Genomic DNA, 26665 nt, shown 5'->3' with positions numbered 1-26665 from the left:
AAGCGAGACTGGCGCCGGCCCCTTTCCAAGGGGCCGGCGCCAGTCTCGTGGTGGGAACTACCGTCCCGCGATGACCTCGGCCGCCGCGCGGCCACAGACTCGGGCCGCCCCGTGGGTGGCTATGTGGAGGGCACCCCGGGGCGGGGCCTGGGGGACGCCCATCTCCACGACGACCGTGTCCGGGCGGGCCGTGAGCAGGGTGTCGAGGGCCGCCGCCATCCAGGGGTGCCGGTGCTCGTCGCGGACCACCGCGACGACGCGCCGCTCCCCCGCCGCGACCAGCGCCGCCTGCCCCGCCTCCGGGCCGGCGAAACTGCCCGTCTCCGTGCCCGGCAACAGCCGGACCAGCTCCGCAGCCACGCCCCACGGGGTCTCGTCGCCGACGGCGATGTTCGCGACGGGGGTGAGCGCGGCGACGTACGGCGGTTCGGTGAGGGGGCTGAAGACCTCCCCGCCGGTGAGCCGGAGGGCACGGCGGGCGGCGATCAGACCGACGTCGGCACGCATGCGGCCGTCGCCGCCGTCGCTGTTACCGCCGTCGTAGTCGCTCGCGGCCGTGGGCTTGGGCTCCGTGGCCGTCCATCGCGCGAGGTCCCGTACCCGGTCCGCGGCGTCCGCGAGGCGTTCCTCCGCGAGTTCGCCGGTGCGGACGGCGGTGACCAGGGCGTCGCGCAGACGACGTACCGTCTCGTCGTCCGCGAGGCCTCCGCCCACGCAGATGGCATCGGCGCCGGCCGCGATCGCGAGGACGCTGCCGCGTTCGATGCCGTACGTCGCGGCGACGGCCTGCATCTCCATGCCGTCGGTGACGATGAGGCCGTCGTAGCCGAGTTCGTCGCGCAGGAGGGCGGTGAGGATGCGGGGGGACAGGGTGGCCGGGCGGGTCGGGTCCAGGGCGGGAACCAGGATGTGGGCGCTCATGACGGCGCGGGTCCCGGCGGTGATGGCCGCGCGGAACGGGGTCAGTTCGCGGTCCCCGAGCACGGGCGTCCCGACGTCGATGCGCGGGAGCGCGTGGTGGGAGTCGACGGCCGTGTCGCCGTGGCCCGGGAAGTGCTTGGTGCAGGCGGCCACACCGGCGGACTGCAGGCCCGTGACATAGGCGGCGGTGTGGCGGGCGACCAGTTCCGGGTCGGCGCCGAAGGAGCGGACGCCGATCACCGGGTTGGCGGGGTTGGAGTTGACGTCCGCGGACGGGGCCCAGTTGAGGTTCACCCCGCACGCGGCGAGCCGACGGCCCAGTTCCGCGGCGACCTCCCGGGTGAGGGCGACATCGTCCACCGCGCCCAGGGCGTGGTTGCCGGGGAAGCTGGAGCCGGTGCGCACCTCCAGGCGCGTGACGTCCCCGCCCTCCTCGTCGATCGCGACCAGGACGTCCTCCCGCTCCGCGCGCAACTGCGCGGTCAGCGCGGCGAGTTGTTCGGGCGATGTGATGTTCCTGCCGAACAGGCCCACCGACGCCAGGCCCTCGCCGAGCCGGCGCAGCAGCCAGTCGGGGGCGGTGGTGCCGGGGAAGCCGGGTTGCAGGACCGTCAGGGCGTCGCGGGTGAGCCTGTCCTTGTCGAACGCGGTGGTGCCGCTGGCGAATGTCGTCATCGGGGGCGTTATCCCTTCACGGCGCCCGCGGTCAGCCCCGCGGCCATCTTGCGCTGGACAAGGAGGAACAGGACGACGATCGGCAGGGCCATCATCGTGGCGCCGGCCATCATCGGGGCGTACTCGGTGCCGTGCTTGGTGGTGAAGTTGCCGAGCCAGACGGTCGCCGTCTGGTTCTTCTGGCTGAGCAGCATGAGGGCGTACAGGTACTCGTTCCAGGCCTGGATGAAGCCGTAGACCGAGGTGGCGACCATGCCGGGGGCGAGGAGGGGGAAGACGACGCGGATGAAGGCGCTGGTCCGCGTGCAGCCGTCGACCATGGCCGCCTCCTCCAGCTCCTTCGGGATGTTGACGATGAAGCCGCGCAGCGTCCACACCGTGAAGGGCAGGATGAAGGTCAGGTAGGTGATGATCAGGCCGGAGAGCTTGTCGTACTGGCCCAGGTCGTTCAGGAGCAGGAAGACCGGGATGATCATGGCGACGATCGGGATCATCTGGACGGCCAGGATGCCGACGATCACGATCTTGCGGCCCCGGAAGGCGAACCGGGAGATGGCGAGCGCGGCCAGCATGCCGACGACGACGCCGATCGCGACGACCGCGAGGGAGACGATCAGGCTGCGGCCCACCGGGCCCCAGAAGTCGGCGATGTCCAGGGCGCGGCGGAAGTTGGAGAGCGTGAAGCCGGTCGGCAGCAGGCTCGGGTCCGGGTCGATCGCGTCCTTCGCGGGTTTGACGGCCGTGTTCACCATCCAGTAGGCGGGGAAGCCGGCGACGGCGAAGACGAGGAGACCGACGAGGTTCCAGCCGAGGCGCGAGGACCGCCGGGGTGCGAGCGTGCTCATTCGACCTCTCCGATCTTCAGCATCTGACGCATGTACACGGCGACCACCCCGAGCAGCAGCAGCACGGTGACGAGGGCGATCGCCGAGCCCTGTCCGTAGTCGTTGACGACGAACGCGCGGTCGTAGGAGTACGTCGTCAGGAGCTGGAACTCGGCCTCCGGATGCCCGCCCCGCATGACGAAGACCTGCGGGAAGACGCCCATGTCCCAGATGACCGACAGGGTCGTGAGCATCACGATGATCGGCTTGAGGATGGGCAGCGTGACGTACCGGAAGACGCCCCAGGCGCCTGCGCCGTCGAGGCGGGCGGCCTCCTCCAGTTCGGCGGGCACCTGGGTGAGGCCGGCGCTGAGGGTGATGACCACGAAGGGGACCGCGCCCCACACCACCAGGAGCATGATGACCGCGAGCCCCTGCGGGCCGCTCGCGAACCAGTTGTGGCCGATCAGCTCGACGCCCGGCAGCTTGCTCAGGACGGCGTTGAGGATGCCGTAGTCGGCGTCGAACAGCCACTTGAAGACGGTGGTGGCGACGATGACGGGCATGCCCCAGCTCGCCACCAGCGCGATGTTGACGAGGGTCTTCACCCAGCCGGAGACCCGCTGGAGCAGCAGCGCGATCAGCATGCCGGCGACCATCGTGAAGATCACGCAGCCTGCCGCGAAGACGATCGTACGGACCACGACCTGCCAGAACTCGCCGTCGCCCAGCACGCCCGTGAAGTTGTCGAACCCGACCGACTTCGCCGGCTGGAAGCCCCAGAGCTGGGACTGTCCGAACTTCTGGAAGGAGAGGGTGACCAGCCGGACCAGCGGATAGCCCATCACCAGGGCGAGGACCAGCAGACAGGGGGCGAGCAGCAGCCAGGGGGTGGCGGCCCCGCCGGAACGCCGGCCGCGCCTTTGGCCCTTGGGTCCTGGCTCGCCCACGGGCGGTGGTGGTGGCGACTGCCGCGTCGGCGGCACTTCGGCAGTGGTCGTGTCTGCGGCACTCATCCGCGCGCTCCTCAGCGGTCCCTCAGGTCGAACGGGTCGTACGGGTACGGGTCGTACGGGTACAGGTCGTACGGGGAGCAGGGCCCTGCTCGCTGCAGGGCCCTGACCTCAGGTCACTTCGTGTTGATGACCTTGTCGATCGCGGCGTCCGCTGCCTTCGCGGCGGCCTCGACCGACTGCTTGCCGGTGCCGATGCTCTGCAGCATGGTCTGCAGGACCTGGGCCTTCTCGACCTGGCCCCAGCCCGGGGCCATCGGGACGAACCAGTTGGACTCGGCGGCGGTGGCCGGGACGGCCGTCTTCGGGTCGTTCTTGAGGGTCGCGAGGTCGGTCTTGTTGTTGGGCAGGTTGCCCTTGGCCATCAGGCCCTTCTGACCCGCGGGGCCGGTGAACGCGTTGATCCACTCGGCGGCGAGGGCCTGCGCCTTCGACTTCACCGGAACGGCGAGGTCGGAGCCGCCCAGGAAGACGGGGAGGTTCTTGCCGGACGGGCCGGGCATCACGAAGTTCTCGAGGTTGCCCTTGAGCTTGCCGGTCTTGTCGTTCTTGGGGTCCTCGGAGGTCGCGCCCTCCCAGGCCGCGCCGAAGATCATGCCGGACTTGCCCTGGCCGTAGACGATGTAACGGTCGGACTCGTCCTTGGTCTTGTCGCCGTGCATGTACGTGTCGACGACGTTCTTGAAGTCGGTGAGGCCCTTGATCGACTCGGGCGAGGAGAGGTTGGCCTTCCACTGGCCGCCGTCCTCCTTGGCGATGGAGCCGCCGGCGTCGTAGACGAAGGACATGGCCGCATACCAGTCGCGGGTGGGCTGGTACCAGGCGGAGAACTGGTCGCCCTCCTTCTTCTGGACCTTGTCCAGGGCGGCGGTCAGCTCCGCGTACGTCTTCGGCGTGGACGTGACGCCCACCGAGGCGAAGAGGTCCTTGCGCCAGTTCCCGACGCGGCCGCCGGCGTAGTACGGAACGCCGTAGGTCTTGCCGTCGTACGTCACGGAGGCCTTGAGGCCGTCGAGCCAGGCGGAGGAGTTGTCGAACTTGGCGGCGTCCAGGGGGGCGAAGGCGCCCTTGACCATGTAGCCGAGCATCTCGGTGTTGCCCATCTCGACGACGTCGGGGGCCTTGTCGGTGGCGAGGACCGCGTCGAGCTTGGTGTTCTTGTCCGGCCAGCCGTAGTACTCGTGGTTGATCTTGACGCCCGGGTGTGCCTTCTGCACCGCGGCGTCGGCGGCCTTGACCAGGTCGGGCCAGTTGTTCTGCGCGTCGACGGTGAGCCAGACGGTCAGCTCCTTGGCGTCGGCGCCCTTCGAGTCCCCGCTCCCGCTGTCGTCCCCGCACGCCGCGAGGGAGACCATCATGCCCGCGATACCGATCGCGGCTATCAGCTTGCGCTTCACGCCATCCTCCTCAGGGATGCCACACCCCCCGCCCACGGGTCGGGACCTGAACCCAACCTGGACCTGGACCAATGGTGTAGACCAGTGCGCAGAGCTTGGCTCAGGCCAATAGGTCTGTCAAGGGTGGTCGAACCCCCTCCGACCAGCCGTTATTGGACCTACATATGCAGGAACCTTTAAGTAAGAAGCTGTCGAAAACATCGCCGCCGACGGGGGCTGTGCCGGTAGACCATTTGCTTGGTGGACTAGACCAGCAATGGTTGCGACGGTATACAGAGAGGATCACGGAACGGCGCGGCGGCATCGCCGCGGCCGTGCCACGATGTGACCCCATCCGTAGCCGGGAAGGCAGGCCATGAGCACCGATGTCAGCAGTGCGGAGAACGAGGGTGGGGCGACCGTCCGTACCGCGCGCGTGCCCAAGTACTACCGCCTGAAGAAGCACCTGCTCGACATCACGGAGACACAGTCCCCGGGCACTCCGGTCCCGCCGGAGCGCACCCTGGCCGCCGAGTTCGACACCTCGCGCACGACCGTCCGCCAGGCCCTGCAGGAACTCGTCGTCGAGGGCCGGCTCGAACGCATCCAGGGCAAGGGCACGTTCGTCGCCAAGCCCAAGGTGTCCCAGGCGCTCCAGCTCACCTCGTACACCGAGGACATGCGCGCCCAGGGCCTCGAACCGACCTCACAGCTCCTGGACGTCGGCTACATCACCGCCGACGACCGCCTCGCCGACCTGCTCGACATCACGGCCGGCGGGCGCGTGCTGCGCATCGAGCGGCTGCGCATGGCCAACGGCGAGCCGATGGCGATCGAGACGACCCACCTCAGCGCGAAGCGCTTCCCGGCGCTGCGCAGGTCACTGGTCAAGTACACGTCCCTCTACACGGCGTTGGCCGAGGTCTACGGCGTCCATCTCGCCGAGGCCGAGGAGACCATCGAGACCTCCCTGGCCACTCCGCGCGAGGCGGGCCTCCTGGGCACCGACGTGGGCCTGCCGATGCTGATGCTCTCCCGCCATTCGCTGGACAAGGACGGCCAGCCGGTGGAGTGGGTGCGGTCGGTCTACCGGGGCGACCGGTACAAGTTCGTGGCGCGCCTGAAGCGGCCTGCCGAGTAGAGGCTCTGTGGAGGGTCTTCCGCTGGGCTTATCCGTCACTTACATTGCCTGCGCATTACATCTGTGATCAAGGCGATCAGAGTGAGGGGACGGAACCGCCGATGTCCGACGAAGAAACGAGGGAACCGGTGGTGACGCCTGTGCGCGTCGTCATCGCCCTCTGTCTGATCGCGCCCTTCGTGGCGATGCTGTGGGTGGGTTCGTACGCGAAGGTGGATCCGGCGTTCATAGGGATCCCCTTCTTCTACTGGTACCAGATGCTGTGGGTGCTGATCTCCACGGCGCTCACGATGATCGCGTACAAGCTGTGGCAGCGGGACCAGCGCGGCCGCACGACCCAGGGCGGGGGTGCGTCGAAGTGAACGACGGCGTGAACGGCGTGGCACTCGCCGTCTTCATCTTCTTCTTCCTGGCCGTCACGGCCATGGGCTTCCTGGCCGCGCGCTGGCGCAAGGCCGAGAACGAGCACAGCCTGGACGAATGGGGCCTGGGCGGCCGGTCGTTCGGCACCTGGGTCACCTGGTTCCTGCTCGGCGGCGACCTGTACACGGCGTACACGTTCGTCGCCGTGCCCGCGGCGATCTACGCGGCGGGCGCGGCCGGCTTCTTCGCCGTGCCCTACACGATCCTCGTCTACCCGCTGATCTTCACCTTCCTGCCCCGCCTGTGGTCGGTCTCCCACAAGCACGGCTACGTCACGACCTCGGACTTCGTGCGAGGGCGCTGGGGCTCGAAGGGCCTGTCGCTGGCCGTCGCCGTCACCGGCATCCTGGCGACGATGCCGTACATCGCGCTCCAACTGGTCGGCATCCAGGCCGTGCTCGACGTGATGGGCGTCGGCGGCGGCGAGGACACCAACTGGTTCGTGAAGGACCTGCCGCTGCTGATCGCGTTCGGCGTGCTGGCGGCGTACACCTACTCGTCCGGACTTCGGGCCCCCGCGCTGATCGCGTTCGTGAAGGACACGCTGATCTACATCGTCATCGCGGTGGCGATCATCTACATCCCGATCAAGCTGGGCGGCTTCGACGACATCTTCGCCAAGGCGGGCGAGGCGTTCAGCCGGACCAACCCGGCCACGGGCAAGCCGCGCGGCGCGCTGGCCCCGGCGGAACCGGGCCAGTGGACGTACGCGACGCTGGCGTTGGGCTCGGCTCTGGCGCTGTTCATGTACCCCCACTCGATCACCGCGACGCTGTCCTCGCGCAGCCGGAACGTGATCCGCCGCAACACCACGATCCTGCCGCTGTACTCCCTGATGCTGGGCCTGCTGGCCCTGCTGGGCTTCATGGCGATCGCGGCCGGCGTCAAGGTCACCAACGGGCAGCTGGCGATCCCGCAGCTGTTCGAGGACATGTTCCCCGACTGGTTCGCGGGCGTGGCGTTCGCGGCGATCGGCATCGGCGCGCTCGTGCCGGCCGCCATCATGTCGATCGCGGCCGCGAATCTCTTCACCCGCAACATCTACAAGGACTTCATCAAGCCGGACGCGACGCCCGCGCAGGAGACGAAGGTCTCCAAGCTGGTCTCGCTCCTTGTGAAGGTGGGGGCCCTGGTGTTCGTCCTCACCATGGACAAGACGGTCGCCATCAACTTCCAGCTGCTGGGCGGCATCTGGATCCTGCAGACCTTCCCGGCCCTGGTCGGCGGCCTCTTCACCCGCTGGTTCCACCGCTGGGCGCTGCTCGCCGGCTGGGCGGTCGGCATGATCTACGGCACCTTCGCCGCGTACGGCGTGGCCTCCCCGACCCAGAAGCACTTCGGCGGCTCGGCGAAGGAGATCCCGGGCATCGGCGAGATCGGCTACATCGGCCTGACGGCGTTCGTCCTCAACGTCGTCGTCACCGTGGTCCTCACCTTCGTCCTGAAGGCGGCCAAGGCCCCCGAGGGCGTCGACGAGACAAAGCCGGAGGACTACACGGCGGACGCCGGGGACGCGGGGGTGCAGGTGGAGCTGCCTCCGGCGACGGCGGGCAGCGCCCACTGACGGCCCGACAGGCCAGGGCCCGAGCTCACGGGGAAGCACGCCCCAGTCGCGGGTCCGGCCGGCCATCACGTCCCAGAAGCGGTCCACTTCCCGGACGCGCATGCCGACCCAGTGCGGGGTCTTCCTGCTCAGGATCCCGGGGAAGCAGCGGCGGACCGGCCGGGGAGCAGGGCCTGCTGCCGGCGGCAGAACGGCTCGCGGATCTCTCCCCGGGGCACCGAGCCCCGGGGAGGGTGGGGGCAGAGCTGGAACTTGCATCAGGCAGACATGTGGAGCCCGGTACGGGCGGGAGCGAGGTACCGGGCTGCATGCCCGGCTGCAGCAGTTCGCTGAGCCGCACCAGGACGGCGGCCTTCCCCGCGCCCACGCCGCCGACGAGCAGACAGGGCCTGTAAAGGCCCTCCGCGCACCACGCGACGATGGCCGGCACGGCGATCAGCCAGACGAGCCTGTCAGGTTCGCGTAGGAGACCCATCGGCGCCACTTCTTGGGGCGGGTGACGCCGCGGCGGGCCTCCAGACGCCTCGGCAGTCGGTGCCGGCGGGCGAGGACGACGCCCCGACGCGGTGACAGCCGCATCTCGGATCGAGCGTCGCCATCGGCGCGTTGCGCGGCCGTTGCTTGCCGGGCGGGTGACGAACGCCCCTGGTCACGGTGTGTTCTGGAGGGCGACAACGCCTACCTCCATGGAATCACTCCCGCCACGCCCCGCGACTCGGCCGCCGCGTCGCGAAAGTCACGAGCCCGCGGGCGCGGGCGTCCGGCAGACTCGGGCCCATGGACATCGTGATACGGCGGGTGGAGAACGGCGAGTTCGAGGCGCTCGGCGAGCTGACCGCCCGCGCCTATCTGGACGACGGTCTCCTCGACTTCGGAGAGAGCGACCCGTACCTCCACAAGCTCAAGAACGTCGCGGAGCGGGCGTCGGCCGCCGAGGTATTCGTGGCCGTCGAGGGCGGCGTCCTCCTCGGCGGAGTCACCTTCGTCCCGGGCCCGGGCAACCTCATGACGGACATCGCGGGCCCCGGGGAGACCGAGATCCGTATGCTCGCGGTCGGCCGTACCGCTCGTGGCCGGGGCGCGGGCGAGGCTCTGGTGCGGGCCTGCGTCGAGCGCGCGCGAGCCGTCGAGGGCTGCACCACCGTCGTCCTGTCGACCCAGCGCACCATGTACGCCGCCCACCGCATCTACGAACGTCTCGGCTTCGTCCGTACACCCGAGCGGGACTGGAACCCCGTCCCGGAGCTGGGCGACTTCACTCTCCTCACCTATAAGTTGACGCTCTGAAACCACCTCGACACAACATCTGGGGGTGGCGTGACAGGCGAGCACAAGATGTATGCTCGTGCTCGCTGTCGCCACAGGGGAATCCGGTGCGAATCCGGAACTGTCCCGCAACGGTGTACTTGTGCACATCTGTATTCAGAACAGCCGCGCACGAGCGTCAGTCCGAGGACCTGCCGACAGCGTGCCCGGCCCATCAGGTCCGGGTGCCCTGACGTCCGGGCCTCGTGGAGTGGGCCGGTGGACGCGACGCCCCGTGCGCTCGTGTGCTGCCCCCTGCCCTCCGCCAGGTCCACCGCCGAGCGAGGGAGAGCCTCACGTGACCATCGCGCCAGCCGAACCGGCTTCAGTGACCGAGCTGGAGACCGACGGTCCCGGTACCGCGTTGCTGCGTACCCTGACCGAGCTGACCGCCGACCTGCCCGACGCCGACCCCGGCCGGGTCGCCGCCGCGGCCCTGCGCGGCCGGTCCGCGCGGGCCGACGAGGCGGAGCTGCGCGAGCTGGCCACGGAGGCGGCCGCCGGCCTGATCTCCGAGGACCCCGCCTACTCGAAGCTGGCCGCCCGGCTGCTGACCGTCGGCATCGCCGCGGAGGCCGCCTCGCAGGACGTCACGTCGTTCACCACGTCGGTCGCCGTCGGCCACCGCGAGGGCCTGATCGCGGACCGCACCGCCGAGTTCGTGCGCGTCCACGCGGCCCGCCTCGACGCGCTGGTCGACGCCGACGCCGACGACCGTTTCGGCTACTTCGGTCTGCGCACCCTGCACAGCCGCTACCTGCTGCGGCACCCGATCACCCGCAAGGTCGTCGAGACACCCCAGCATTTCCTGCTGCGCGTCGCCTGCGGCCTCGCCGAAAACACTGCGCCCAATTCAGAAGCGGGCGTCCGCTCCCTTGACGAGGTCGCCGCGCTCTACCGGCTGATGAGCCGGCTCGACTATCTGCCGTCCTCCCCCACCCTCTTCAACTCCGGTACGCGGCACCCCCAGATGTCCTCCTGCTACCTCCTCGACTCCCCGATCGACGAGCTGGACTCCATCTACGACCGCTACCACCAGGTGGCCCGGCTGTCGAAGCACGCCGGCGGCATCGGACTGTCGTACTCCCGCATCCGCAGCCGCGGTTCGCTGATCCGCGGGACCAACGGGCACTCCAACGGCATCGTCCCGTTCCTGAAGACCCTGGACGCCTCCGTCGCCGCCGTGAACCAGGGCGGCCGGCGCAAGGGCGCGGCCGCCGTCTACCTGGAGACCTGGCACTCCGACATCGAGGAGTTCCTTGAACTGCGGGACAACACCGGCGAGGACGCCCGCCGTACGCACAACCTGAACCTCGCGCACTGGATCCCGGACGAGTTCATGCGCCGGGTCAACGCCGACGCCGACTGGTCGCTGTTCTCCCCCTCCGACGTGCCCGAGCTGGTCGACCTGTGGGGCGAGGAGTTCGACGCCGCCTACCGCAAGGCGGAGGCGGACGGTCTCGCGAAGAAGACCATCCCGGCCCGTGACCTGTACGGCCGCATGATGCGTACCCTCGCGCAGACCGGCAACGGCTGGATGACCTTCAAGGACGCCGCCAACCGCACCGCCAACCAGACGGCCGAGCCGGGCCATGTCGTGCACTCCTCCAACCTGTGCACGGAGATCCTGGAGGTCACGGACGACGGCGAGACGGCCGTGTGCAACCTGGGCTCGGTGAACCTCGGCGCGTTCGTCGACGCCACGGCCGGCGACATCGACTGGGAGCGGCTGGACGAGACCGTCCGCACGGCCGTCACCTTCCTCGACCGGGTCGTCGACATCAACTTCTACCCGACCGAGCAGGCGGGCCGCTCCAACGCCCGCTGGCGGCCGGTCGGCCTCGGCGCGATGGGTCTGCAGGACGTCTTCTTCAAGCTGCGGCTGCCCTTCGACTCGGCCGAGGCGAAGGCGCTGTCCACCCGGATCGCCGAACGCATCATGCTCGCCGCATACGAGGCGTCCGCCGATCTCGCCGAGCGCAGCGGCCCGCTGCCCGCCTGGGAGAAGACCCGGACCGCCCGGGGAGTGCTGCACCCCGACCACTACGGCGTCGAGTTCACCTGGCCGGAGCGCTGGGCGGCGCTGCGCGAGCGGATCGCGGCGACCGGCCTGCGCAACTCGCTGCTGCTGGCGATCGCGCCCACCGCCACCATCGCCTCCATCGCCGGCGTGTACGAGTGCATCGAGCCGCAGGTGTCCAACCTGTTCAAGCGCGAGACGCTGTCCGGCGAGTTCCTCCAGGTCAACTCGTATCTGGTGAACGACCTCAAGGAGCTCGGCGTCTGGGACGCCCGCACCCGTGAGGCGCTGCGCGACGCCAACGGCTCGGTGCAGGACTTCGCCTGGATCCCGGCGGACGTGCGCGCCCTGTACCGCACGGCGTGGGAGATCCCGCAGCGCGGCCTGATCGACATGGCCGCCGCCCGCACCCCGTACCTGGACCAGGCGCAGTCCCTGAACCTGTTCCTGGAGACGCCGACCATCGGCAAGCTCTCCTCGATGTACGCGTACGCGTGGAAGTCGGGTCTGAAGACCACGTACTACCTGCGCTCGCGCCCGGCGACCCGCATCGCCCGCGCCGCCCAGGCCACCGTCCCCGTTCAGCAGCCGGCGCCCGCAGAGGCCGTCGCCTGCTCCCTGGAAAACCCCGAGTCCTGCGAGGCCTGCCAATAATGACCAGCCGTAACACGAACCTGCTCGACCCGGGCTTCGAGCTGACTCTGCGCCCGATGCGCTACCCGGACTTCTACGAGCGCTACCGGGACGCCATCAAGAACACCTGGACCGTGGAGGAGGTCGACCTCCACTCGGACGTCGCGGACCTCGCGAAGCTGTCCGAGGGCGAGCAGCACATGATCGGCCGGCTGGTCGCGTTCTTCGCGACGGGCGACTCGATCGTGGCGAACAACCTGGTGCTGACGCTGTACAAGCACATCAACTCCCCCGAGGCGCGGCTGTATCTGTCGCGGCAGCTGTTCGAGGAGGCCGTGCACGTCCAGTTCTATCTGACGCTCCTGGACACCTACCTTCCCGACCCGGAGGACCGCGCGGCCGCCTTCGACGCGGTGGAGAACATCCCCTCCATCCGCGAGAAGGCCGAGTTCTGCTTCCGCTGGATCAACGAGGTCGAGAAGCTGGACCGCCTGGAGACCCAGGCCGACCGCCGCCGCTTCCTCCTCAACCTGATCTGCTTCGCCGCGTGCATCGAGGGCCTCTTCTTCTACGGCGCCTTCGCGTATGTGTACTGGTTCCGCAGCCGGGGTCTGCTGCACGGCCTGGCCACCGGCACCAACTGGGTGTTCCGCGACGAGACGATGCACATGAGCTTCGCCTTCGACGTGGTCGACACGGTCCGCAAGGAGGAGCCGGAGCTCTTCGACGACAAGCTCCAGGAGCAGGTCACCGACATGCTCCGGGAGGCCGTCGAGGCCGAGCTGCAGTTCGCGCGCGACCTGTGCGGTGACGGCCTGCCGGGCATGAACACCGACTCGATGCGGCAGTACCTGGAGTGCGTCGCCGACCAGCGTCTGCAGCGGCTCGGCTTCGCCCCGGTCTACGGCTCCGAGAACCCCTTCTCCTTCATGGAGCTGCAGGGTGTTCAGGAGCTGACCAACTTCTTCGAGCGCCGCCCGTCGGCGTACCAGGTCGCGGTGGAGGGCACCGTCGACCTGGACGAGGACTTCTGAGGCTGCGGCCGAGGGGTCTTCGCGGCCTTCAGCCGGCGGTCGATCCGGCGCTCGTGGAGCAGTCCCACGAGCGCCGGAGCCGTGAGGAGGAGGAAGACGGCCAGGGCGGTCAGGTATCCGGTGAGTTCGTTCATGAGGTAATCGTCGTCCGCGACGAACACTCCTGACACTGGCAGGACTGCCGTACACCTTCAAATTACTGCCACTCCTACGGCACACTGGCAGCATGCTGACGAACGTGGCCGCGATCCTCCTGGACGGTGTGCACCCCTTCGAACTCGGCGTCGTCTGCGAGGTCTTCGGGATCGACCGCAGCGACGAAGGGCTGCCGGTCTACGATTTCGCCGTCGCCTCGGCGGAGGGGCCGACGCTGAGCACCCACGCGGGCTTCACCCTGAGCACGGAGCACGGGCTCGAACGGCTGGAGAGCGCCGACCTGATCGCCGTCCCCGCCGGGGAGACCTACGGCAAGCGGGACTTCCCGCCGGAGCTGCTCGACGCGCTGCGCCGGGCCGTGGACCGGGGGACGCGCGTGCTCAGCGTCTGCTCCGGGGTGTTCGTGCTGGGCGCGGCCGGACTGCTGGACGGGCGCCGGTGCGCGGTGCACTGGCGGCACGCGGAGCAACTGGCCCGGCAGTACCCGCGCACCGTCGTCGAACCCGACGTGCTCTACGTCGACGAGGACCCGGTGATCACCTCGGCCGGCACGGCCGCCGGCATCGACGCCTGTCTGCACCTGGTCCGCAAGGAACAGGGCCCCGAGGTCGCCAACCGCATCGCCCGGCGGATGGTGGTGCCGCCGCACCGGGACGGCGGCCAGGCCCAGTACATCGAACGGCCGCTTCCCCGTTCACGGTGCGACACCGTCGGCGACGTGCTCGCGTGGATGGAGCAGCACCTCGACCAGGAGGTCACCGTCGATCAGCTCGCCGAACGCGCCCATATGTCTTCGCGCACCTTCGCCCGCCGTTTCCAGCAGGAGACGGGCACCACGCCCTACCGTTGGCTGCTGCGTCAACGGGTGCTGCTGGCCCAGCAGTTGCTGGAGGCGACGGACGAGACGATGGACGCGATCGCCTGGCGGGCCGGCTTCGGCACGGCGGGCGCCCTGCGCCACCAGTTCGTGCAGGCGCTGGGAACGACCCCCAACGCCTACCGGCGCACGTTCCGCGGCCCTCAGTCGTTGGCGACCACGGGGTAGCGGGGCTCGTTCTCGGCCATCTGCCGCAGGGCGTCCTTGCGTTCGCGCTTGGACAGCCGGTCGATGTAGAGGTACCCGTACAGGTGGTCGGTCTCGTGCTGCAGACACCGCGCGAAGTACCCCGTGCCGCGTACCTTGATCGGGTTGCCCTGCTCGTCCTGCCCGGTCACCTCGGCGTAGTCGGGGCGGGCGAGCGGCGCGTACGCGGTCGGCACCGACAGGCAGCCCTCGTTGCTGTCGTCCAGCCGGCGCCGGTCCGCGGGGAGTTCGACGAGCTTGGGGTTGCAGACGACGCCGGTGTGCCGGGCGCCCTCGTCGTCGGGGCAGTCGTAGACGAAGACCTTCAGGTCGACCCCGATCTGGTTGGCGGCCAGGCCCACACCCTCGGCGGTGTGCTGCGAGGCGAACATGTCCGCGACCAGCCGGCGCAGCTCCTCACCGAACTCGGTGACGTCCTTGCACTCCTTGTGCAGCACCGGGTTCCCGACGACTGTGATCGGCCGCGAGGTACCGGCCTCACGCCAGGCCAGCTCGCGCGCCTCCGTCTCCTCGGTGTCGATGACGAAGCCCTCGTCGTCCACGGGGAGCACGCCCGCGTGCTGCTGATCGGTGTCCTGCTGCGCCATGACCGACGATGCCTTCCTCAGTAAAACAGGGGGTGAAGTTGCTGATACAGGGTACGGGGGATCGCGCCCCCTAAGGGGCGCGGGCGGCATCTGACGTGCGGCTCCGCCGCGATGGGGGTCCCTCCCGCTCGAGCGCAGCCGAGAGTGGGGGAGCGACCAGCCACGACGAACCCGCAGCCGAAAACCGGTCCTAGCAAACCTCTTCCAGATCCCGCCAGTCCCGAGAATCAGGGCTGTCCGCAACCCACCCGTCCAACAACCCCCTCACCAGCGAAGCCGGCGCAGCCACCCCGCACTCCCGCTCCGGCATCCACAGCTGCCCGTCGGTCCGGTGACCGAGCGGGCCAGGGTGCCCCGGCTCACTGTGATCGTGCGGATCCAGATGCTCGCCGTCCCCCTCGTCCGACGGCATCCGCGACTCCGAGCACATCCGGCACAGCAACCGCACCGACGACGACCAGTCCTCCGCCGCGAACCCCGCGTCGGCAGCCAGCTGCTCCAGCGCGTCCCGGTCCGCCTCGCTGGCCGCCTCCAGGAGGACCACCCAGGTCGGCACGGGCGACGGCGCCCACAGCTCGATCTCGTCGAAGACCGGGTAGGAGTGCCCGGCGGTCGTGGTCCGCTCCCCGTGGGGCACGCCGTCGTGCAGCACGACCTCGCCCCAGCGCCGCCCGGAGGAGGGCAGCGGGATCGACAGCACCTCCATGCGGGCGGGGTCCAGCCGCCGCCCCCACACCACCTCGGCCTCGCCCTCGGGCGACAGCCGCACGGCCGCGCTGCCCAGCTCCATGCCGACGGGTTCGCCGGCGCCGGTGGCGGCGCCCGGCACGTGCAGCCCGTAGGCCTGCCAGGCGCGGCGGGCCAGCGGCCAGTCCTGCAGGGCGGTCGCGGCGATGCCGACGTTCCACCAGTCGGGCGCCCCGGCCTCGCGGTCGAGCAGCGCGACGGCGCGCAGACCGGCGGTGCGGGCCTGCTCCCAGTCGTGCCGGAACTTGTGCAGCAGGGCGAGGTTGAACCAGGACTCGGACAGCCAGGGTTCCAGGTCCGCGGCACGTGTCAGCAGCGCGCCCGCGTCCTCGTACCGCCCGTCGCCGATCAGCGTGAACGCGCGGTCTGTGGCCTGCCGCCAGGAGGCGGAGGGCCGGTGCCGTCCCTTGCCGAAGATCCTCACGATTCCCGCCTGCCAGTTCCGTTCTGTGGGCTGGCCAGTGCCCCCGGACACTCTCTCCCTCGCATCCAACCACGTGTGGCCTCAGGGCCGCTCATTACCCATGGGTTACCCACCCTCGGGCAAGGTCAGACAGCTCCTCGACAGCACTCTGGCCAGCGCCTCCACCACGTCGGGCGCGTACTCCCCACCGGTGCCCAGACGCAGCTCCTCCAGGGCGGTGAGGGGCCCGCCGGGACCGGTACCCTGCACCTTCTCCTCGTACGCGTTGACCACCCTGACTATGCGGGCGGCCACCGGTTGCTCCGGGTAGGGGTCGGCCTGCCGCTCGACGACCGCCGCGACCTCGGCACCCGCTCCCGTCTGCCGGACGACGGCACCGCCGAGCAGCGCGATCCGCCGCTGCTCCGCCGCCGGCAGGTCCGCCGTGGCCCCGGCGGGGACCGGGTCGACGAGGCTGAGCTGGCCGATGTCGTGCATGAGCGCCGCGTACTCCAGGACGGTCCGCTCCGCCTCCGGCAGCCCGAGGTCCCGGCCCACGGCCTGGCTGAGGGCGGCCACCCGGCGGGCGTGCCCGGCCGGGGTGTACCCGGCGATCTCGGTGGCGCGGGCCAGGGAGGCGATGGTCTGCCGGTAGGTGGCCCGGACGGCCGCGTACCGGCGCAGGGACAGCTGGGTGAGCAGCAGCGGCACGGAGAACACGGGCAGCGCCCACAGTCCGACGACGGCCACCGCGAGCGCCATCACCGCGCCCGTCGCGCACACCGCCGACCCGATCCCGGGCACGGCGCGCAGCTCGTCGCGCAGCAGCGGGGCGAACGGCCAGCCGGTGCGGGAGTGGGCGAGCACCGCGGCGACCACGGCGTCGCACAGGACGGTCAGGACGAGCAGCGCGAGCAGCAGCAGCGCGTAGGCGGGACCGCTCCAGCCGTCGAAGACCCCGCGGTTGTAGAGGGGCTGGAAGCAGACGGCGGCGAACCCGACGGCCAGGACCCGGCGGACCAGGTGGTCGAGGACGGGCCCCTGCCCGCGGGCCAGGTGCGGCACGCTGCCCAGCAGGGAGGCGGCGACCACCACCGACACGACCTGCGCGACCCCGTGATGGGTGGGATGCCCGGCGTGCTCCCCGACCAGCGCGTAGGCCAGCGATCCGGCGGCGCCCAGCGGCGCGGCCTCGCGCAGCACGGGCCCGCTCCACCGGATCAGCTCGCCCGTGGCGACGAGGATCCCGAAGGCGAGTGCGACGACGCGTTCCTCGACGCAGGTCGTGAACGTGACGAGGAGGGAGCCGGCGACGAGGAGGGCGGCGGCGGCGTAGAGGGCGACGAGGGAGCGGCAGAAGGTCATCGCCGTGCCTCGGACCGGTCCTCGGGGGCCTGGACCGGCGAGGGCACCGCGGGCCGGGTCTCCTCGGCGGTCACGGCCGGATGCCAGCCGTCGCGCCCGACGACCCGGGTCAGCGCCGTGACCATCCGGGGGTCGAACTGGGTGCCCGCGCACCGCCGCAGCTCCTCCAGCGCCACCTCCACCGGCCGGGCCCGGCTGTACGACCGGGTCGACGTCATCGCGTCGAAGGCGTCCGCGACGGCGACCACGCGCGCGGACTCCGGGATCTGAACGCCCACCAGGCCGTACGGGTAGCCGCTGCCGTCGATGCGTTCGTGGTGGTGGAGGATCGCCGAGCGGGCCTCGCCGAGGAAGGAGATGCCCCGGGTGATCTCGTGCCCGTACTCGGGATGCAGTTCGATCACCCGCCGCTCCTGGGGCGTCAGCGGCCCGTCCTTGCGCAACAGCCGGGTGGGGACGCCGAGTTTGCCGACGTCGTGCAGGATCCCGGCGAAGCGGAGCATCTCGATCCGGCTGTCGGCCATGCCCAGTTCGCGCCCGATCATCATCGAGGCCTGTCCGACGCGCTCGCTGTGCCCGCGGGTGTAGCCGTCCTTGATGTCGACGGCCTGCACCAGCGCGCGGATCGTCGCCTGGTGGGCCGCGCGCTCCCGGTGGTACTGCGCGAACACCCACCACGACACGGCCATCGGGAACAGCACGAGCAGCGCGGCGACGGGCCCGAACGGGCTGCGCCACAGCACGGCCATCATCAGCCCGGCGAGCCCGTGCACCGTGAGGGGTGCCAGGGAGCGCAGGAACAGCTCCCGGCAGCACCGCCGCAGCGGCAGCCCCTCGGCGAGCGCGAGCATCCCGCCGTCGAGGAGGGCGAGCGCGGCGCAGAACACCAGCACGGCCGCGCCCGCCGGCAGCAGTACGCAGGGAAAGTCGGAGCCGACGACGGCGTCCCGCCCGCCGAGCGCCCCGTGCACCCGGGCCGCGGCCCACACGGCGAGCGAGGACTGGGCGGCCCGCCAGACGCGGCGCAGCACAATGGGGCGCTGCTCGACATGCGAGAACAGCGCCCCGGGCAGCGGAACGAGGGCGGCCGCGGGCGGCGCGAGCAGGAAGGCCGCGGCGAGCAGCACGGGGTGCAGGGCGCCGGCGAACCGGCGCCGGGCGAACTGATCGCTCCCGGCGTACAGGGCCGCGAGCAGGGCGACCGCCCACCAGGGGGTCCGTACGGAGTGCAGCGGCACCACCGTGCAGAGCAGGGCCACGAGGGCGGCGCAGGCGACGTAACCGCGTGCCCGCGCCGGAATGCCCTTCATGACGCCTCCCCAGCCGTGCCTGTCCGGGCTCAGGAGCCTAGGACGGCCGAGGGCGGGTGCGGGTGCATCACCCGCGGATTAGCACATTCGGGTGACGCCGACGCGATCACGGGTCCTGGGGTCAGGACTCCTGTGGCGTGGCGGTCACGTCATGGTCGGGGACGGCCTGACCGGAGCGGATCAGGTCGAGCCGGCCCATGACCTTGGCGCGCAGGTCGCTCGGCACGTCGTCATGCCCGCAGCACCGCTTGACCAGCTTCTTCACGGCCTCCTCCAGCCCGTACTTCTCCAGGCAGGGGGAGCACTCCTCGAAGTGGTGCTGGAACTTGTCCCGGTCGAGAGGAGGCATCTCACTGTCGAGATACTCGTACAGGTGGTCGAGGACCTCACTGCAGTCCGTCTCGTGCGGATCTCCGCAGCTCATGAGCCCGAACCTTTCGCTTCGTTCGACTCTCCGGCGCCGGCCGGGACCAGTCCGCGCTCACGGGCGTAGTCCTCGAGCATGCCGCGCAGTTGACGACGGCCCCGGTGCAGCCGGGACATCACCGTGCCGATGGGTGTCCCCATGATGTCCGCGATCTCCTTGTACGCAAAGCCCTCGACATCGGCGAGATAGACGGCGATGCGGAACTCCTCGGGGATCGCCTGCAGTGCTTCCTTCACGTCCGAGTCGGGCAGGTGGTCCAGCGCCTGCGACTCGGCGGAGCGCAGACCTGTGGACATGTGCGACTCGGCGCGCGCCAGCTGCCAGTCCTCGATCTCCTCGGCCGCGGAGCGCTGGGGTTCGCGCTGCTTCTTGCGGTACGAGTTGATGAAGGTGTTGGTGAGGATCCGGTACAGCCAGGCCTTGAGGTTGGTGCCCTCACGGAACTGGTGGAAGGACGCGTACGCCTTCGCGTACGTCTCCTGTACCAGGTCCTCCGCGTCCGCCGGGTTGCGCGTCATGCGCAGGGCGGCCGAGTACATCTGGTCGAGGAACTCGAGCGCGTCCCGTTCGAAGCGCGCACTGCGCTCGGCGGTGGACTCCATGCCCCTCTCACCGCTCACGCCCTGGCCCTCGGGCAGCTCCGCCTGGCCGTTGTCGGTCCCTGCGTCGGTACCGGTGACCGGACCCACCTCCTCAAGATCGCGGGCAGGACCGAAACCGATCCCACTCGAATCGGAGGATAGACGACTACCCGTGCCCGCCGCCGCTCGAATAGGAGCGGTCTTGGCCGCATGCAGCACCGTCCAGTCCAGGTCGGCACGGCTGCTGGCGGTCGGGCAGATGGTCGAACCCATGCGGCGGACTTCCTCTCCCACTGACGTCGGTGCCGGATGTTCAGCACTTCTGTCCGCCTCAACATCGAGCCGCCCTTCCCCATTCCCCGGCCCTTGGGGCCTGTCCTAACCCAGTGACGCGATCCACTCGACGACCGAGGCGGTGACGACCTCCAGCGCCTGCTCCTGGGTGATCGAGGCCCGCTTGGGCACGGCGAACCCGTGATCGCCGTACGGCACTTCCACGAGCTCGTACGCGCCCTCGGGGAACTCCGCCGGCTTGCCGAAGGCGTCGTTGCCGCCCTGGACGACGAGGGTGGGCGCCCCGGCGCCGAGCAGTTCGTCGGCGCGGGACTTCTCCGGCCTGCCCGGCGGGTGGAGCGGGAAGCCGAGCGCGAGCACGGCGTGCGCCCCGAGCTCGGCCGCGGTACGGCAGGCGACCCGCGCGCCCGCCGAGCGCCCGCCGGAGATCACCGGCAGGCCGGGCCGGGCGACGGCCGGCCAGATCCCGCGCCAGCCGACGTCGAGGGTCTTCGGCGCGGTGGCGACCTTCTTGCCGGCCACCCGCCAGGGCTGCTCCACGAGGGCGACGCTCACCCCGTGCCCTGGCAGCACCGCGGCGAGGGCCTGAAGGTCGCGGGCCTCGATGCCGCCGCCCGCGCCGTGGCTGACGGCGAGGACGAGTTTCGGCTTCTCGGCGGGGCGCCAGGTGATGCGGGCGTCTCCCGCGTCCGTGCCGATGATCTCAGTGGTCACGCTAGAAGAGTGTGCCCTCTTCCGGCCCCTCCAGCTCCTTCAGCAGCTCCGGGCCGTTGTTGCGGACGTTGCTGACGGCCGTGGACACCGGGTAGGCGCGCATCAGGCCGGCCGGCGGGGGTTCGAGGAGCCGGCGCAGGTCCTCGACGTCGGTGCGCGCCGGGTCCAGCCAGGCGTCCCAGCGGTCCGGGGTGAGCATCAGTGGCATCCGGGGGTGGATGTCGGCGAGGGCGTGCGGCCCGTCGGCGGGGGCCACGGCGAGCGGGGAGGTCTCCGCCTCGGTCGTGATCACCGAGCAGGTCACCCACCAGGACCGCGGATGGTCGTCGGGCAGGGTGCGGTCGCGCCAGAACTCGTACAGCCCGGCCATCGCGAAGACCGAGCCGTCGGCCGGGAGCACGAAGTAGGGCTGCTTGCGCGGCCGCTTCTTCTTCCCCTCGACCTCGAGCTCCCGCTCGTCCTTGGCCGTGACCCACTCGTAGTAGCCGTCGGCCGGCAGGATGCAGCGCCGGGCGGCGAAGGCACGACGGTAGGAGGGCTTCTCGTGGACGGTCTCCGCGCGCGCGTTGATCATCCGGGCGCCGCCCTCGGGCGTCTTCGACCAGGAGGGCACCAGCCCCCACTTCAGCTTGCGCAGCTGGCGAACCGGACGCTGGTCGTCGGCGTCCTTCAAGGGACGGTCGAGGACGGCGTAGACCTCCTTGGTCGGCGCCACGTTGTAGTCGGGCTCCAAGGTCTCCTCGGGCTCCCACTTGTCGATCTCAAAGACTCCTGCGAGATCCTCGGGCCTGCGACTCGCTGCATACCGTCCGCACATACGTGCCACACTGCCAGACTCCGTACAACGAGAGGGAGCCACAGCCAAACCATGGAGAGCATCGCCGCCCTCGCGCTGCCCGACCTGTGGGACCGTCTCGTCGGCACCCAGTCCGACCCCGACCTGTGGGTGGTGATCGCGACCGCGGTCGCGGCCCTCGCGGTCGTCGTCCCGCACAGCCTCTGGCGCATCTCGCGCAACGCCATCACCATCGCCCATGAGGGCGGCCACGGTCTGGTCGCGCTGCTGACCGGCCGCCGGCTCACCGGGATACGTCTGCACTCCGACACCAGCGGCCTGACCGTCAGCCGCGGCAAGCCGCACGGCCTCGGCATGATCCTCACGGCTGCCGCCGGCTACACCGCCCCGCCGCTGCTCGGCCTGGGCGGCGCCGCCCTCCTCGGCGCCGGCCGCATCACCCTCCTGTTGTGGGTGGCGACGGCCCTCCTGGTGGTGATGCTGGTGATGATCCGCAACGCCTACGGCGCCCTGACGGTGCTCCTCACGGGCGGCACCTTCCTGCTGGTGTCCTGGCTGGCCGGCCCCCAGGTGCAGGCGGCCTTCGCGTACGCGGTGGTGTGGTTCCTGCTGCTCGGCGGCGTCCGCCCGGCCTTCGAACTCCAGGCGAAGCGCTCGCGCGGCGGAGCGGGCGACTCGGACGCCGACCAGCTCTCCCGCCTGACCCATGTGCCGGCGGGCCTGTGGCTGTTCCTCTTCCACGCGGTGAGTCTGTGCGCCCTGATGGGCGGCGGCAGGTGGCTGCTGGCCCTGTGACGTCAGCGGCGCCGCACTCGGATGTCGGCCGGAGACTAAAGTGGGCGCATGCCCGTGAACCCCGCACACACCGCCCTCTGGCCCGCCCCGCACGCGAGCGAGGCCGTCGACGCGACGGTCCACGTGCCGGGGTCGAAGTCCGTCACCAACCGCGCCCTCGTCCTCGCCGCCCTCGCCTCCGAGCCCGGCTGGCTGCGCCGCCCGCTGCGCTCCCGCGACACCCTGCTGATGGCGGCCGCCCTGCGCGAGATGGGCGTCGGCATCGAGGAGACCGTGTCGTCCAGTTCCTCCGGCGCGGGCAGCCCCGACGGCACCGGTGAGGCCTGGCGCGTCCTCCCCGCGGGGCTGTGCGGACCGGCCACGGTGGACGTCGGCAACGCCGGCACGGTGATGCGTTTCCTGCCGCCGGTGGCCGCCCTCGCCGACGGCCCCGTCCGCTTCGACGGCGACCCGCGCTCCTACGAGCGCCCGCTGAACGGCGTCATCGACGCGCTGCGCGTCCTCGGCGCCCGGATCGACGACGACGACCGTGGCGCGCTGCCGCTGACCGTGCACGGCTCGGGCGCGCTGGACGGCGGCCCGGTGGAGATCGACGCCTCCTCGTCGTCCCAGTTCGTGTCGGCGCTGCTGCTGTCCGCCCCCCGCTTCAACCAGGGCGTCGAGGTCCGACACATCGGCTCCTCGCTGCCGTCCATGCCGCACATCCGGATGACCGTGGACATGCTGCGCGCGGTCGGCGCCCAGGTGGACACCCCCGAGTCGGGCGGCGAGCCGAACGTCTGGCGGGTCACGCCGGGCGCCCTCCTCGGCCGGGACCTGACGATCGAGCCGGATCTGTCCAACGCCCAGCCGTTCCTGGCGGCGGCGCTGGTGACCGGCGGCCGGGTGCTGATCCCGGACTGGCCGGCCCGCACCACCCAGCCGGGTGACCGGCTGCGCGAGATCTTCACCGAGATGGGCGGTTCCTGCGAGCTGGCCGACTACGGCCTGGTCTACACCGGCTCGGGCTCGATCCACGGCATCGACGTCGACCTGAGCGACGTCGGAGAGCTGACGCCGGGCATCGCGGCGGTCGCCGCCCTCGCGGACTCCCCGTCCACCCTGCGGGGCGTGTCCCATCTGCGCCTGCACGAGACGGACCGGCTGGCCGCGCTCACCAAGGAGATCAACGAGCTCGGCGGCGACGTCACCGAGACCGCCGACGGCCTGCACATCCGCCCGCGCCCGCTGCACGGCGGGGTCTTCCACACCTACGACGACCACCGCATGGCGACGGCCGGTGCGATCATCGGCCTGGCCGTGGAGGGGGTGCGGATCGAGAACGTGGCGACGACGGCGAAGACCCTGCCGGACTTCCCCGACCTGTGGACCGGCATGCTCGGGGCGTCCGGGGTATAGGGACTCTCGCCATGCGCCGCTACGGCAAGCACACCGACGAGGACGACATCCGCAGCCGCCCCAACCGCAAGGGCAACCGGCCTCGTACGCACATCCGGCCCAAGCACGAGGACTCCGTCGAGGGCATGGTCCTCACCGTCGACCGGGGCCGGCTGACCTGCCTCGTCGAGGACCGTGTCGTCCTGGCGATGAAGGCCCGTGAACTGGGCCGCAAGGCCGCCGTCGTGGGCGACCGGGTCTCCCTGGTCGGCGATCTCTCCGGCAAGAAGGACACCCTCGCCCGCATCGTCCGCATCGCGGAGCGCACCTCGGTGCTCCGCCGCACCGCGGACGACGACGACCCCTACGAGCGGGTCGTCGTCGCCAACGCCGACCAGCTCGCCGTCGTCACCGCCCTGGCCGACCCGGAGCCCCGCCCCCGTCTGATCGACCGCTGCCTGGTGGCGGCCTTCGACGGCGGTCTGACCCCGCTGCTGGTGATGACGAAGTCGGACCTGGCGTCGCCGGACAAACTGCTGGAGCTGTACGGCCACCTCGACATCCCGTACGTCGTCACCAGCCGTGAGGAGCTGGAGAACGGCGACGCGGCGGAGCGGGTGCGCGAGCAGCTGGCCGGGCGGATCACGGCGTTCGTCGGTCATTCCGGCGTCGGCAAGACGACCCTGGTGAACGCGCTGGTGCCACAGGAGCGGCGGCGGGTGACCGGCCATGTGAACGCGGTGACCGGCCGCGGCCGCCACACCACGACCTCGGCGCTGGCGCTGCCCCTGGCGGGCACGGACGACTGGGTGATCGACACCCCGGGCATCCGGTCCTTCGGCCTGCACCACGTCGACCCGTCCCGGGTGATCCACGCCTTCCCCGATCTGGAGCCGGGCACCGAGGGCTGCCCGCGCGCGTGCAGTCACGACGAGCCGGACTGCGCCCTGGACGCATGGGTGGCCGAGGGCCACGCCGACCCGGCGCGGCTGTACTCCCTGCGCCGGCTGCTCTCCACGCGTGAGCGCACGGAAGGCGACTGACCACCGCGTTGTTTGCGTGGGCCCGAGTCCGGTAAGTGCATACTCGCACCGAGCCGGACCGGGCCGGACCAACGGAGGGACAGCACATGGCGTGGCTGCTGGTCGTCGTGGCCGGATTGCTCGAGACCGGTTTCGCCGTCTGTCTCAAGCTGTCCCACGGCTTCACCAGGCTCTGGCCGACCATCGCCTTCTGCGCGTTCGCCCTGGGCAGCTTCGGCCTGCTGACGCTCTCCCTGAAGAAGCTCGACGTGGGGCCGGCCTACGCCGTGTGGACGGGCATCGGCGCGGCGGGCACCGCGATCTACGGCATGGTGTTCCTCGGCGACCTGGTGTCGGTCCTGAAGATCGTCTCGATCAGCCTGGTGATCATGGGGGTGATCGGCCTCCAGCTGTCGGGCTCCGCTCACTAGGTCACTAGGCCACCAGGTCACTAGGCCACCAGGTCACCAGGTCACCAGGTCACCAGGTCACCAGGTCACCGGGCGCTATGCCTTGAACTGCCGGTGCAGCGCCCCCCGCACCAGTTCCGCGACCCCGTCCTCTCCCGGCGGCGGCACGGACAGGCAGGACAGGGCGAGGCGGACGGCGAGTTCGCAGGAGCGGGCCAGGTCGGCGGCGTCGGCCCGGACGGCGCCGGGGCCGGAGAGCACCGCCACGGCCCGGTCGCGGACGGCGCCCACGAGGTCGCCGGGAGAGGGAAGTGGCCCGTCTGCCCGCCGCTGCGCCGGCACGGCGGAGGAGGAGGGCACCGCCGAGAGGGTCGGCGCGGGCAGGCGCTCGCTCCAGAAGCCGGTGAGGACGGCCCGCACGAGGTCGTTCTCGCGGGCGGCGGAGGTAGTCCACTCGGCGGTCGCGGTGAGCCGTTCCCGGGCGTCGCCGTGCACGGCCAGCGCCCGCTCGACCCCGGCGAGGTACCCGTCGGCCTCGCGGCGGACAAGGGCCCTGGCCAGGCCTTCCTTGCTCCCGAACTCGTTGTACAGCGTCTGCCGGGACACCCCGGCCGCGGCGGCGACGTCCACCATCCGCACCGCGGGCCACGGCCGTTGCTCAAGCGCCTTGAAGGCGGCGTCCAGTAGGGATTCCCGCGCTGCAGGCATCATCGCCTCCCTGGGGCGAGCGGCTTGGTGCCCAGGTTTGACGCGCACGGGGGCACTGTCAAGGGTTCGCGGGGGCCGAAGGCGCCTGTCCGCACTCCGGCCGGGTGTGGCCCCGTCCTTCCCTGCCGGATACGGTTCGTCCCATGCCGGACTACCTCGACGACCTCCGTCTCGCGCACGTCCTCGCGGACGCCGCCGACGCCGCGACCATGGCCCGTTTCAAGGCCCTCGACCTCAAGGTCGAGACGAAACCGGACATGACCCCGGTGAGCGAGGCCGACAGGGCCGCCGAGGAACTGATCCGCGGCCAGCTCCAGCGGGCCCGTCCGCGGGACGCGATCCTGGGCGAGGAGTACGGCATCGAGGGCACCGGCCCCCGCCGCTGGGTGATCGACCCGATCGACGGCACGAAGAACTACGTACGGGGCGTGCCCGTCTGGGCCACGCTCATCTCGCTGATGGAAGCCGGCGAGGACGGCTTCCAGCCCGTCGTCGGCGTGGTCTCCGCGCCCGCGCTGGGCCGGCGCTGGTGGGCCGCGAAGGGGTACGGCGCCTTCAGCGGCCGCAGCCTCGCCTCCGCGAGCCGCCTGCACGTCTCCCGCGTCTCGAAGCTCTCCGACGCCTCCTTCGCGTACTCCTCGCTCACCGGCTGGGAGGAGCGCGGACACCTGAACGGCTTCCTCGACCTGACCCGCGAGGTGTGGCGCACGCGCGCGTACGGCGACTTCTGGCCGTACATGATGGTCGCCGAGGGCTCGGTCGACCTGTGCGCGGAACCCGAGCTCTCCCTCTGGGACATGGCGGCCACGGCGATCGTCGTGACGGAGGCCGGCGGCGCCTTCACGGGCCTCGACGGCCGCCCGGGCCCGCACAGCGGCAACGCAGCCGCCTCGAACGGCCTGCTCCACGACGAACTGCTGGGCTATCTCAACGAGCGGCACTGAACCTCACTCGTGTGAA

25 protein-coding genes and 1 riboswitch are annotated in these 26665 nt (G+C 70.7%); of the genes, 12 read left to right on the top strand and 13 right to left on the bottom strand.

What is annotated here, in order from left to right; genetic code table 11:
* Positions 1–57: 57 nt before the first annotated feature.
* The 4 genes from ACIBTS_RS30665 to ACIBTS_RS30650 all read right to left on the bottom strand — a co-directional run bounded on the left by ACIBTS_RS30665 (position 58) and on the right by ACIBTS_RS30650 (position 4830).
* Positions 58–1596, bottom strand: coding sequence for a glycoside hydrolase family 3 protein (locus tag ACIBTS_RS30665; RefSeq protein ID WP_399323619.1), 1539 nt, complete (start codon positions 1594–1596; stop codon positions 58–60).
* An 8-nt stretch (positions 1597–1604) separates the two neighbouring features.
* Positions 1605–2441 carry a carbohydrate ABC transporter permease gene (locus ACIBTS_RS30660; RefSeq protein WP_319670146.1) on the bottom strand — a complete coding sequence of 279 codons (837 nt, stop codon included), beginning with the start codon at positions 2439–2441 and terminating at the stop codon, positions 1605–1607.
* Positions 2438–3436 carry a carbohydrate ABC transporter permease gene (locus ACIBTS_RS30655; RefSeq protein WP_399323617.1) on the bottom strand — a complete coding sequence of 333 codons (999 nt, stop codon included), beginning with the start codon at positions 3434–3436 and terminating at the stop codon, positions 2438–2440. The genes ACIBTS_RS30660 and ACIBTS_RS30655 overlap by 4 nt, the downstream gene beginning before the upstream one ends.
* 113 nt (positions 3437–3549) lie before the next feature.
* Positions 3550–4830 (bottom strand): extracellular solute-binding protein, encoded by a 1281-nt coding sequence (locus ACIBTS_RS30650; protein ID WP_399323615.1) that lies wholly within the window; start codon positions 4828–4830, stop codon positions 3550–3552.
* A 355-nt stretch (positions 4831–5185) separates the two neighbouring features.
* Here ACIBTS_RS30650 and ACIBTS_RS30645 point away from each other — a divergent pair, with 355 nt between their 5' ends.
* From ACIBTS_RS30645 to ACIBTS_RS30615, 7 genes are all read left to right on the top strand, one after another.
* Positions 5186–5950 carry a GntR family transcriptional regulator gene (locus ACIBTS_RS30645; RefSeq protein ID WP_334577359.1) on the top strand — a complete coding sequence of 255 codons (765 nt, stop codon included), beginning with the start codon at positions 5186–5188 and terminating at the stop codon, positions 5948–5950.
* 101 nt (positions 5951–6051) lie between these two features.
* Positions 6052–6312, top strand: coding sequence for a DUF3311 domain-containing protein (locus ACIBTS_RS30640; protein ID WP_099935991.1), 261 nt, complete (start codon positions 6052–6054; stop codon positions 6310–6312).
* The gene (gene mctP / locus ACIBTS_RS30635) at positions 6309–7937 is read left to right on the top strand and encodes a monocarboxylate uptake permease MctP (RefSeq protein ID WP_319670150.1); all 1629 of its coding nucleotides are present in this window, start codon (positions 6309–6311) and stop codon (positions 7935–7937) included. Before ACIBTS_RS30640 ends, mctP begins: the two co-directional genes overlap by 4 nt.
* A 777-nt stretch (positions 7938–8714) precedes the next feature.
* Positions 8715–9224: a GNAT family N-acetyltransferase gene (locus ACIBTS_RS30630; protein WP_399323612.1), complete on the top strand. Its 510-nt coding sequence runs from the start codon at positions 8715–8717 to the stop codon at positions 9222–9224.
* Between the two features lie 35 nt (positions 9225–9259).
* Positions 9260–9417, top strand: a riboswitch (cobalamin riboswitch).
* 123 nt (positions 9418–9540) lie between these two features.
* Positions 9541–11916, top strand: a complete 2376-nt coding sequence (locus ACIBTS_RS30625) for a ribonucleoside-diphosphate reductase subunit alpha (RefSeq protein ID WP_399323610.1) — start codon at positions 9541–9543, stop codon at positions 11914–11916.
* Positions 11916–12929 (top strand): ribonucleotide-diphosphate reductase subunit beta, encoded by a 1014-nt coding sequence (locus tag ACIBTS_RS30620; protein ID WP_319345807.1) that lies wholly within the window; start codon positions 11916–11918, stop codon positions 12927–12929. The genes ACIBTS_RS30625 and ACIBTS_RS30620 overlap by 1 nt, the downstream gene beginning before the upstream one ends.
* A gap of 226 nt (positions 12930–13155) precedes the next feature.
* Positions 13156–14130 carry a GlxA family transcriptional regulator gene (locus ACIBTS_RS30615; protein ID WP_399323608.1) on the top strand — a complete coding sequence of 325 codons (975 nt, stop codon included), beginning with the start codon at positions 13156–13158 and terminating at the stop codon, positions 14128–14130.
* Here ACIBTS_RS30615 and def read toward each other — a convergent pair.
* The 8 genes from def to ACIBTS_RS30575 all read right to left on the bottom strand — a co-directional run bounded on the left by def (position 14106) and on the right by ACIBTS_RS30575 (position 21414).
* Positions 14106–14756 carry a peptide deformylase gene (def, locus tag ACIBTS_RS30610; RefSeq protein ID WP_079659761.1) on the bottom strand — a complete coding sequence of 217 codons (651 nt, stop codon included), beginning with the start codon at positions 14754–14756 and terminating at the stop codon, positions 14106–14108. The two genes, ACIBTS_RS30615 and def, sit on opposite strands and share 25 nt — an antisense overlap.
* Before the next feature lie 190 nt (positions 14757–14946).
* Entirely contained in the window at positions 14947–15927 is a 981-nt protein-coding gene (locus tag ACIBTS_RS30605; RefSeq protein WP_319670155.1) for a hypothetical protein, read from the bottom strand.
* Positions 15928–16032: 105 nt separating this feature from the next.
* Positions 16033–17271 (bottom strand): HD-GYP domain-containing protein, encoded by a 1239-nt coding sequence (locus ACIBTS_RS30600; protein WP_399323605.1) that lies wholly within the window; start codon positions 17269–17271, stop codon positions 16033–16035.
* Positions 17268–18581 carry an HD-GYP domain-containing protein gene (locus ACIBTS_RS30595; protein WP_399323603.1) on the bottom strand — a complete coding sequence of 438 codons (1314 nt, stop codon included), beginning with the start codon at positions 18579–18581 and terminating at the stop codon, positions 17268–17270. The genes ACIBTS_RS30600 and ACIBTS_RS30595 overlap by 4 nt, the downstream gene beginning before the upstream one ends.
* Positions 18582–18702: 121 nt before the next feature.
* A complete protein-coding gene (gene rsrA / locus ACIBTS_RS30590) occupies positions 18703–19005 on the bottom strand; it encodes a mycothiol system anti-sigma-R factor (RefSeq protein ID WP_079659765.1) in 303 nt (100 codons plus the stop codon).
* Complete coding sequence (sigR, locus tag ACIBTS_RS30585) at positions 19002–19697, bottom strand: RNA polymerase sigma factor SigR (RefSeq protein WP_399323673.1); 696 nt, start codon at positions 19695–19697, stop codon at positions 19002–19004. The genes rsrA and sigR overlap by 4 nt, the downstream gene beginning before the upstream one ends.
* Before the next feature lie 270 nt (positions 19698–19967).
* A complete protein-coding gene (locus tag ACIBTS_RS30580; protein ID WP_399323600.1) occupies positions 19968–20597 on the bottom strand; it encodes an alpha/beta family hydrolase in 630 nt (209 codons plus the stop codon).
* Between the two features lies 1 nt (position 20598).
* Positions 20599–21414 carry an SOS response-associated peptidase gene (locus ACIBTS_RS30575; RefSeq protein ID WP_319670159.1) on the bottom strand — a complete coding sequence of 272 codons (816 nt, stop codon included), beginning with the start codon at positions 21412–21414 and terminating at the stop codon, positions 20599–20601.
* A gap of 51 nt (positions 21415–21465) precedes the next feature.
* Between ACIBTS_RS30575 and ACIBTS_RS30570 the strand changes: the two genes are divergently transcribed.
* From ACIBTS_RS30570 to ACIBTS_RS30555, 4 genes are all read left to right on the top strand, one after another.
* The gene (locus tag ACIBTS_RS30570; protein ID WP_319345817.1) at positions 21466–22188 is read left to right on the top strand and encodes a M50 family metallopeptidase; all 723 of its coding nucleotides are present in this window, start codon (positions 21466–21468) and stop codon (positions 22186–22188) included.
* A 48-nt stretch (positions 22189–22236) separates the two neighbouring features.
* A complete protein-coding gene (aroA, locus tag ACIBTS_RS30565; protein WP_399323597.1) occupies positions 22237–23586 on the top strand; it encodes a 3-phosphoshikimate 1-carboxyvinyltransferase in 1350 nt (449 codons plus the stop codon).
* 11 nt (positions 23587–23597) lie between these two features.
* Positions 23598–24608 carry a ribosome small subunit-dependent GTPase A gene (rsgA, locus tag ACIBTS_RS30560; RefSeq protein ID WP_099935996.1) on the top strand — a complete coding sequence of 337 codons (1011 nt, stop codon included), beginning with the start codon at positions 23598–23600 and terminating at the stop codon, positions 24606–24608.
* Between the two features lie 86 nt (positions 24609–24694).
* The gene (locus ACIBTS_RS30555; protein ID WP_079659776.1) at positions 24695–25018 is read left to right on the top strand and encodes a multidrug efflux SMR transporter; all 324 of its coding nucleotides are present in this window, start codon (positions 24695–24697) and stop codon (positions 25016–25018) included.
* Between the two features lie 75 nt (positions 25019–25093).
* Here ACIBTS_RS30555 and ACIBTS_RS30550 read toward each other — a convergent pair whose 3' ends face one another.
* Entirely contained in the window at positions 25094–25708 is a 615-nt protein-coding gene (locus tag ACIBTS_RS30550) for a TetR/AcrR family transcriptional regulator (RefSeq protein ID WP_079659777.1), read from the bottom strand.
* Positions 25709–25848: 140 nt separating this feature from the next.
* Here ACIBTS_RS30550 and hisN point away from each other — a divergent pair, with 140 nt between their 5' ends.
* Entirely contained in the window at positions 25849–26649 is an 801-nt protein-coding gene (gene hisN / locus ACIBTS_RS30545; protein ID WP_399323593.1) for a histidinol-phosphatase, read from the top strand.
* Positions 26650–26665: the final 16 nt, after the last annotated feature.

The organism is Streptomyces sp. NPDC050121, assembly GCF_044460385.1.
GTDB lineage: Bacteria > Actinomycetota > Actinomycetes > Streptomycetales > Streptomycetaceae > Streptomyces > Streptomyces soliscabiei.
The sequence above is the reverse complement of the archived record's forward strand: the minus strand, read 5'-3'. Positions and strand labels throughout refer to the sequence as shown.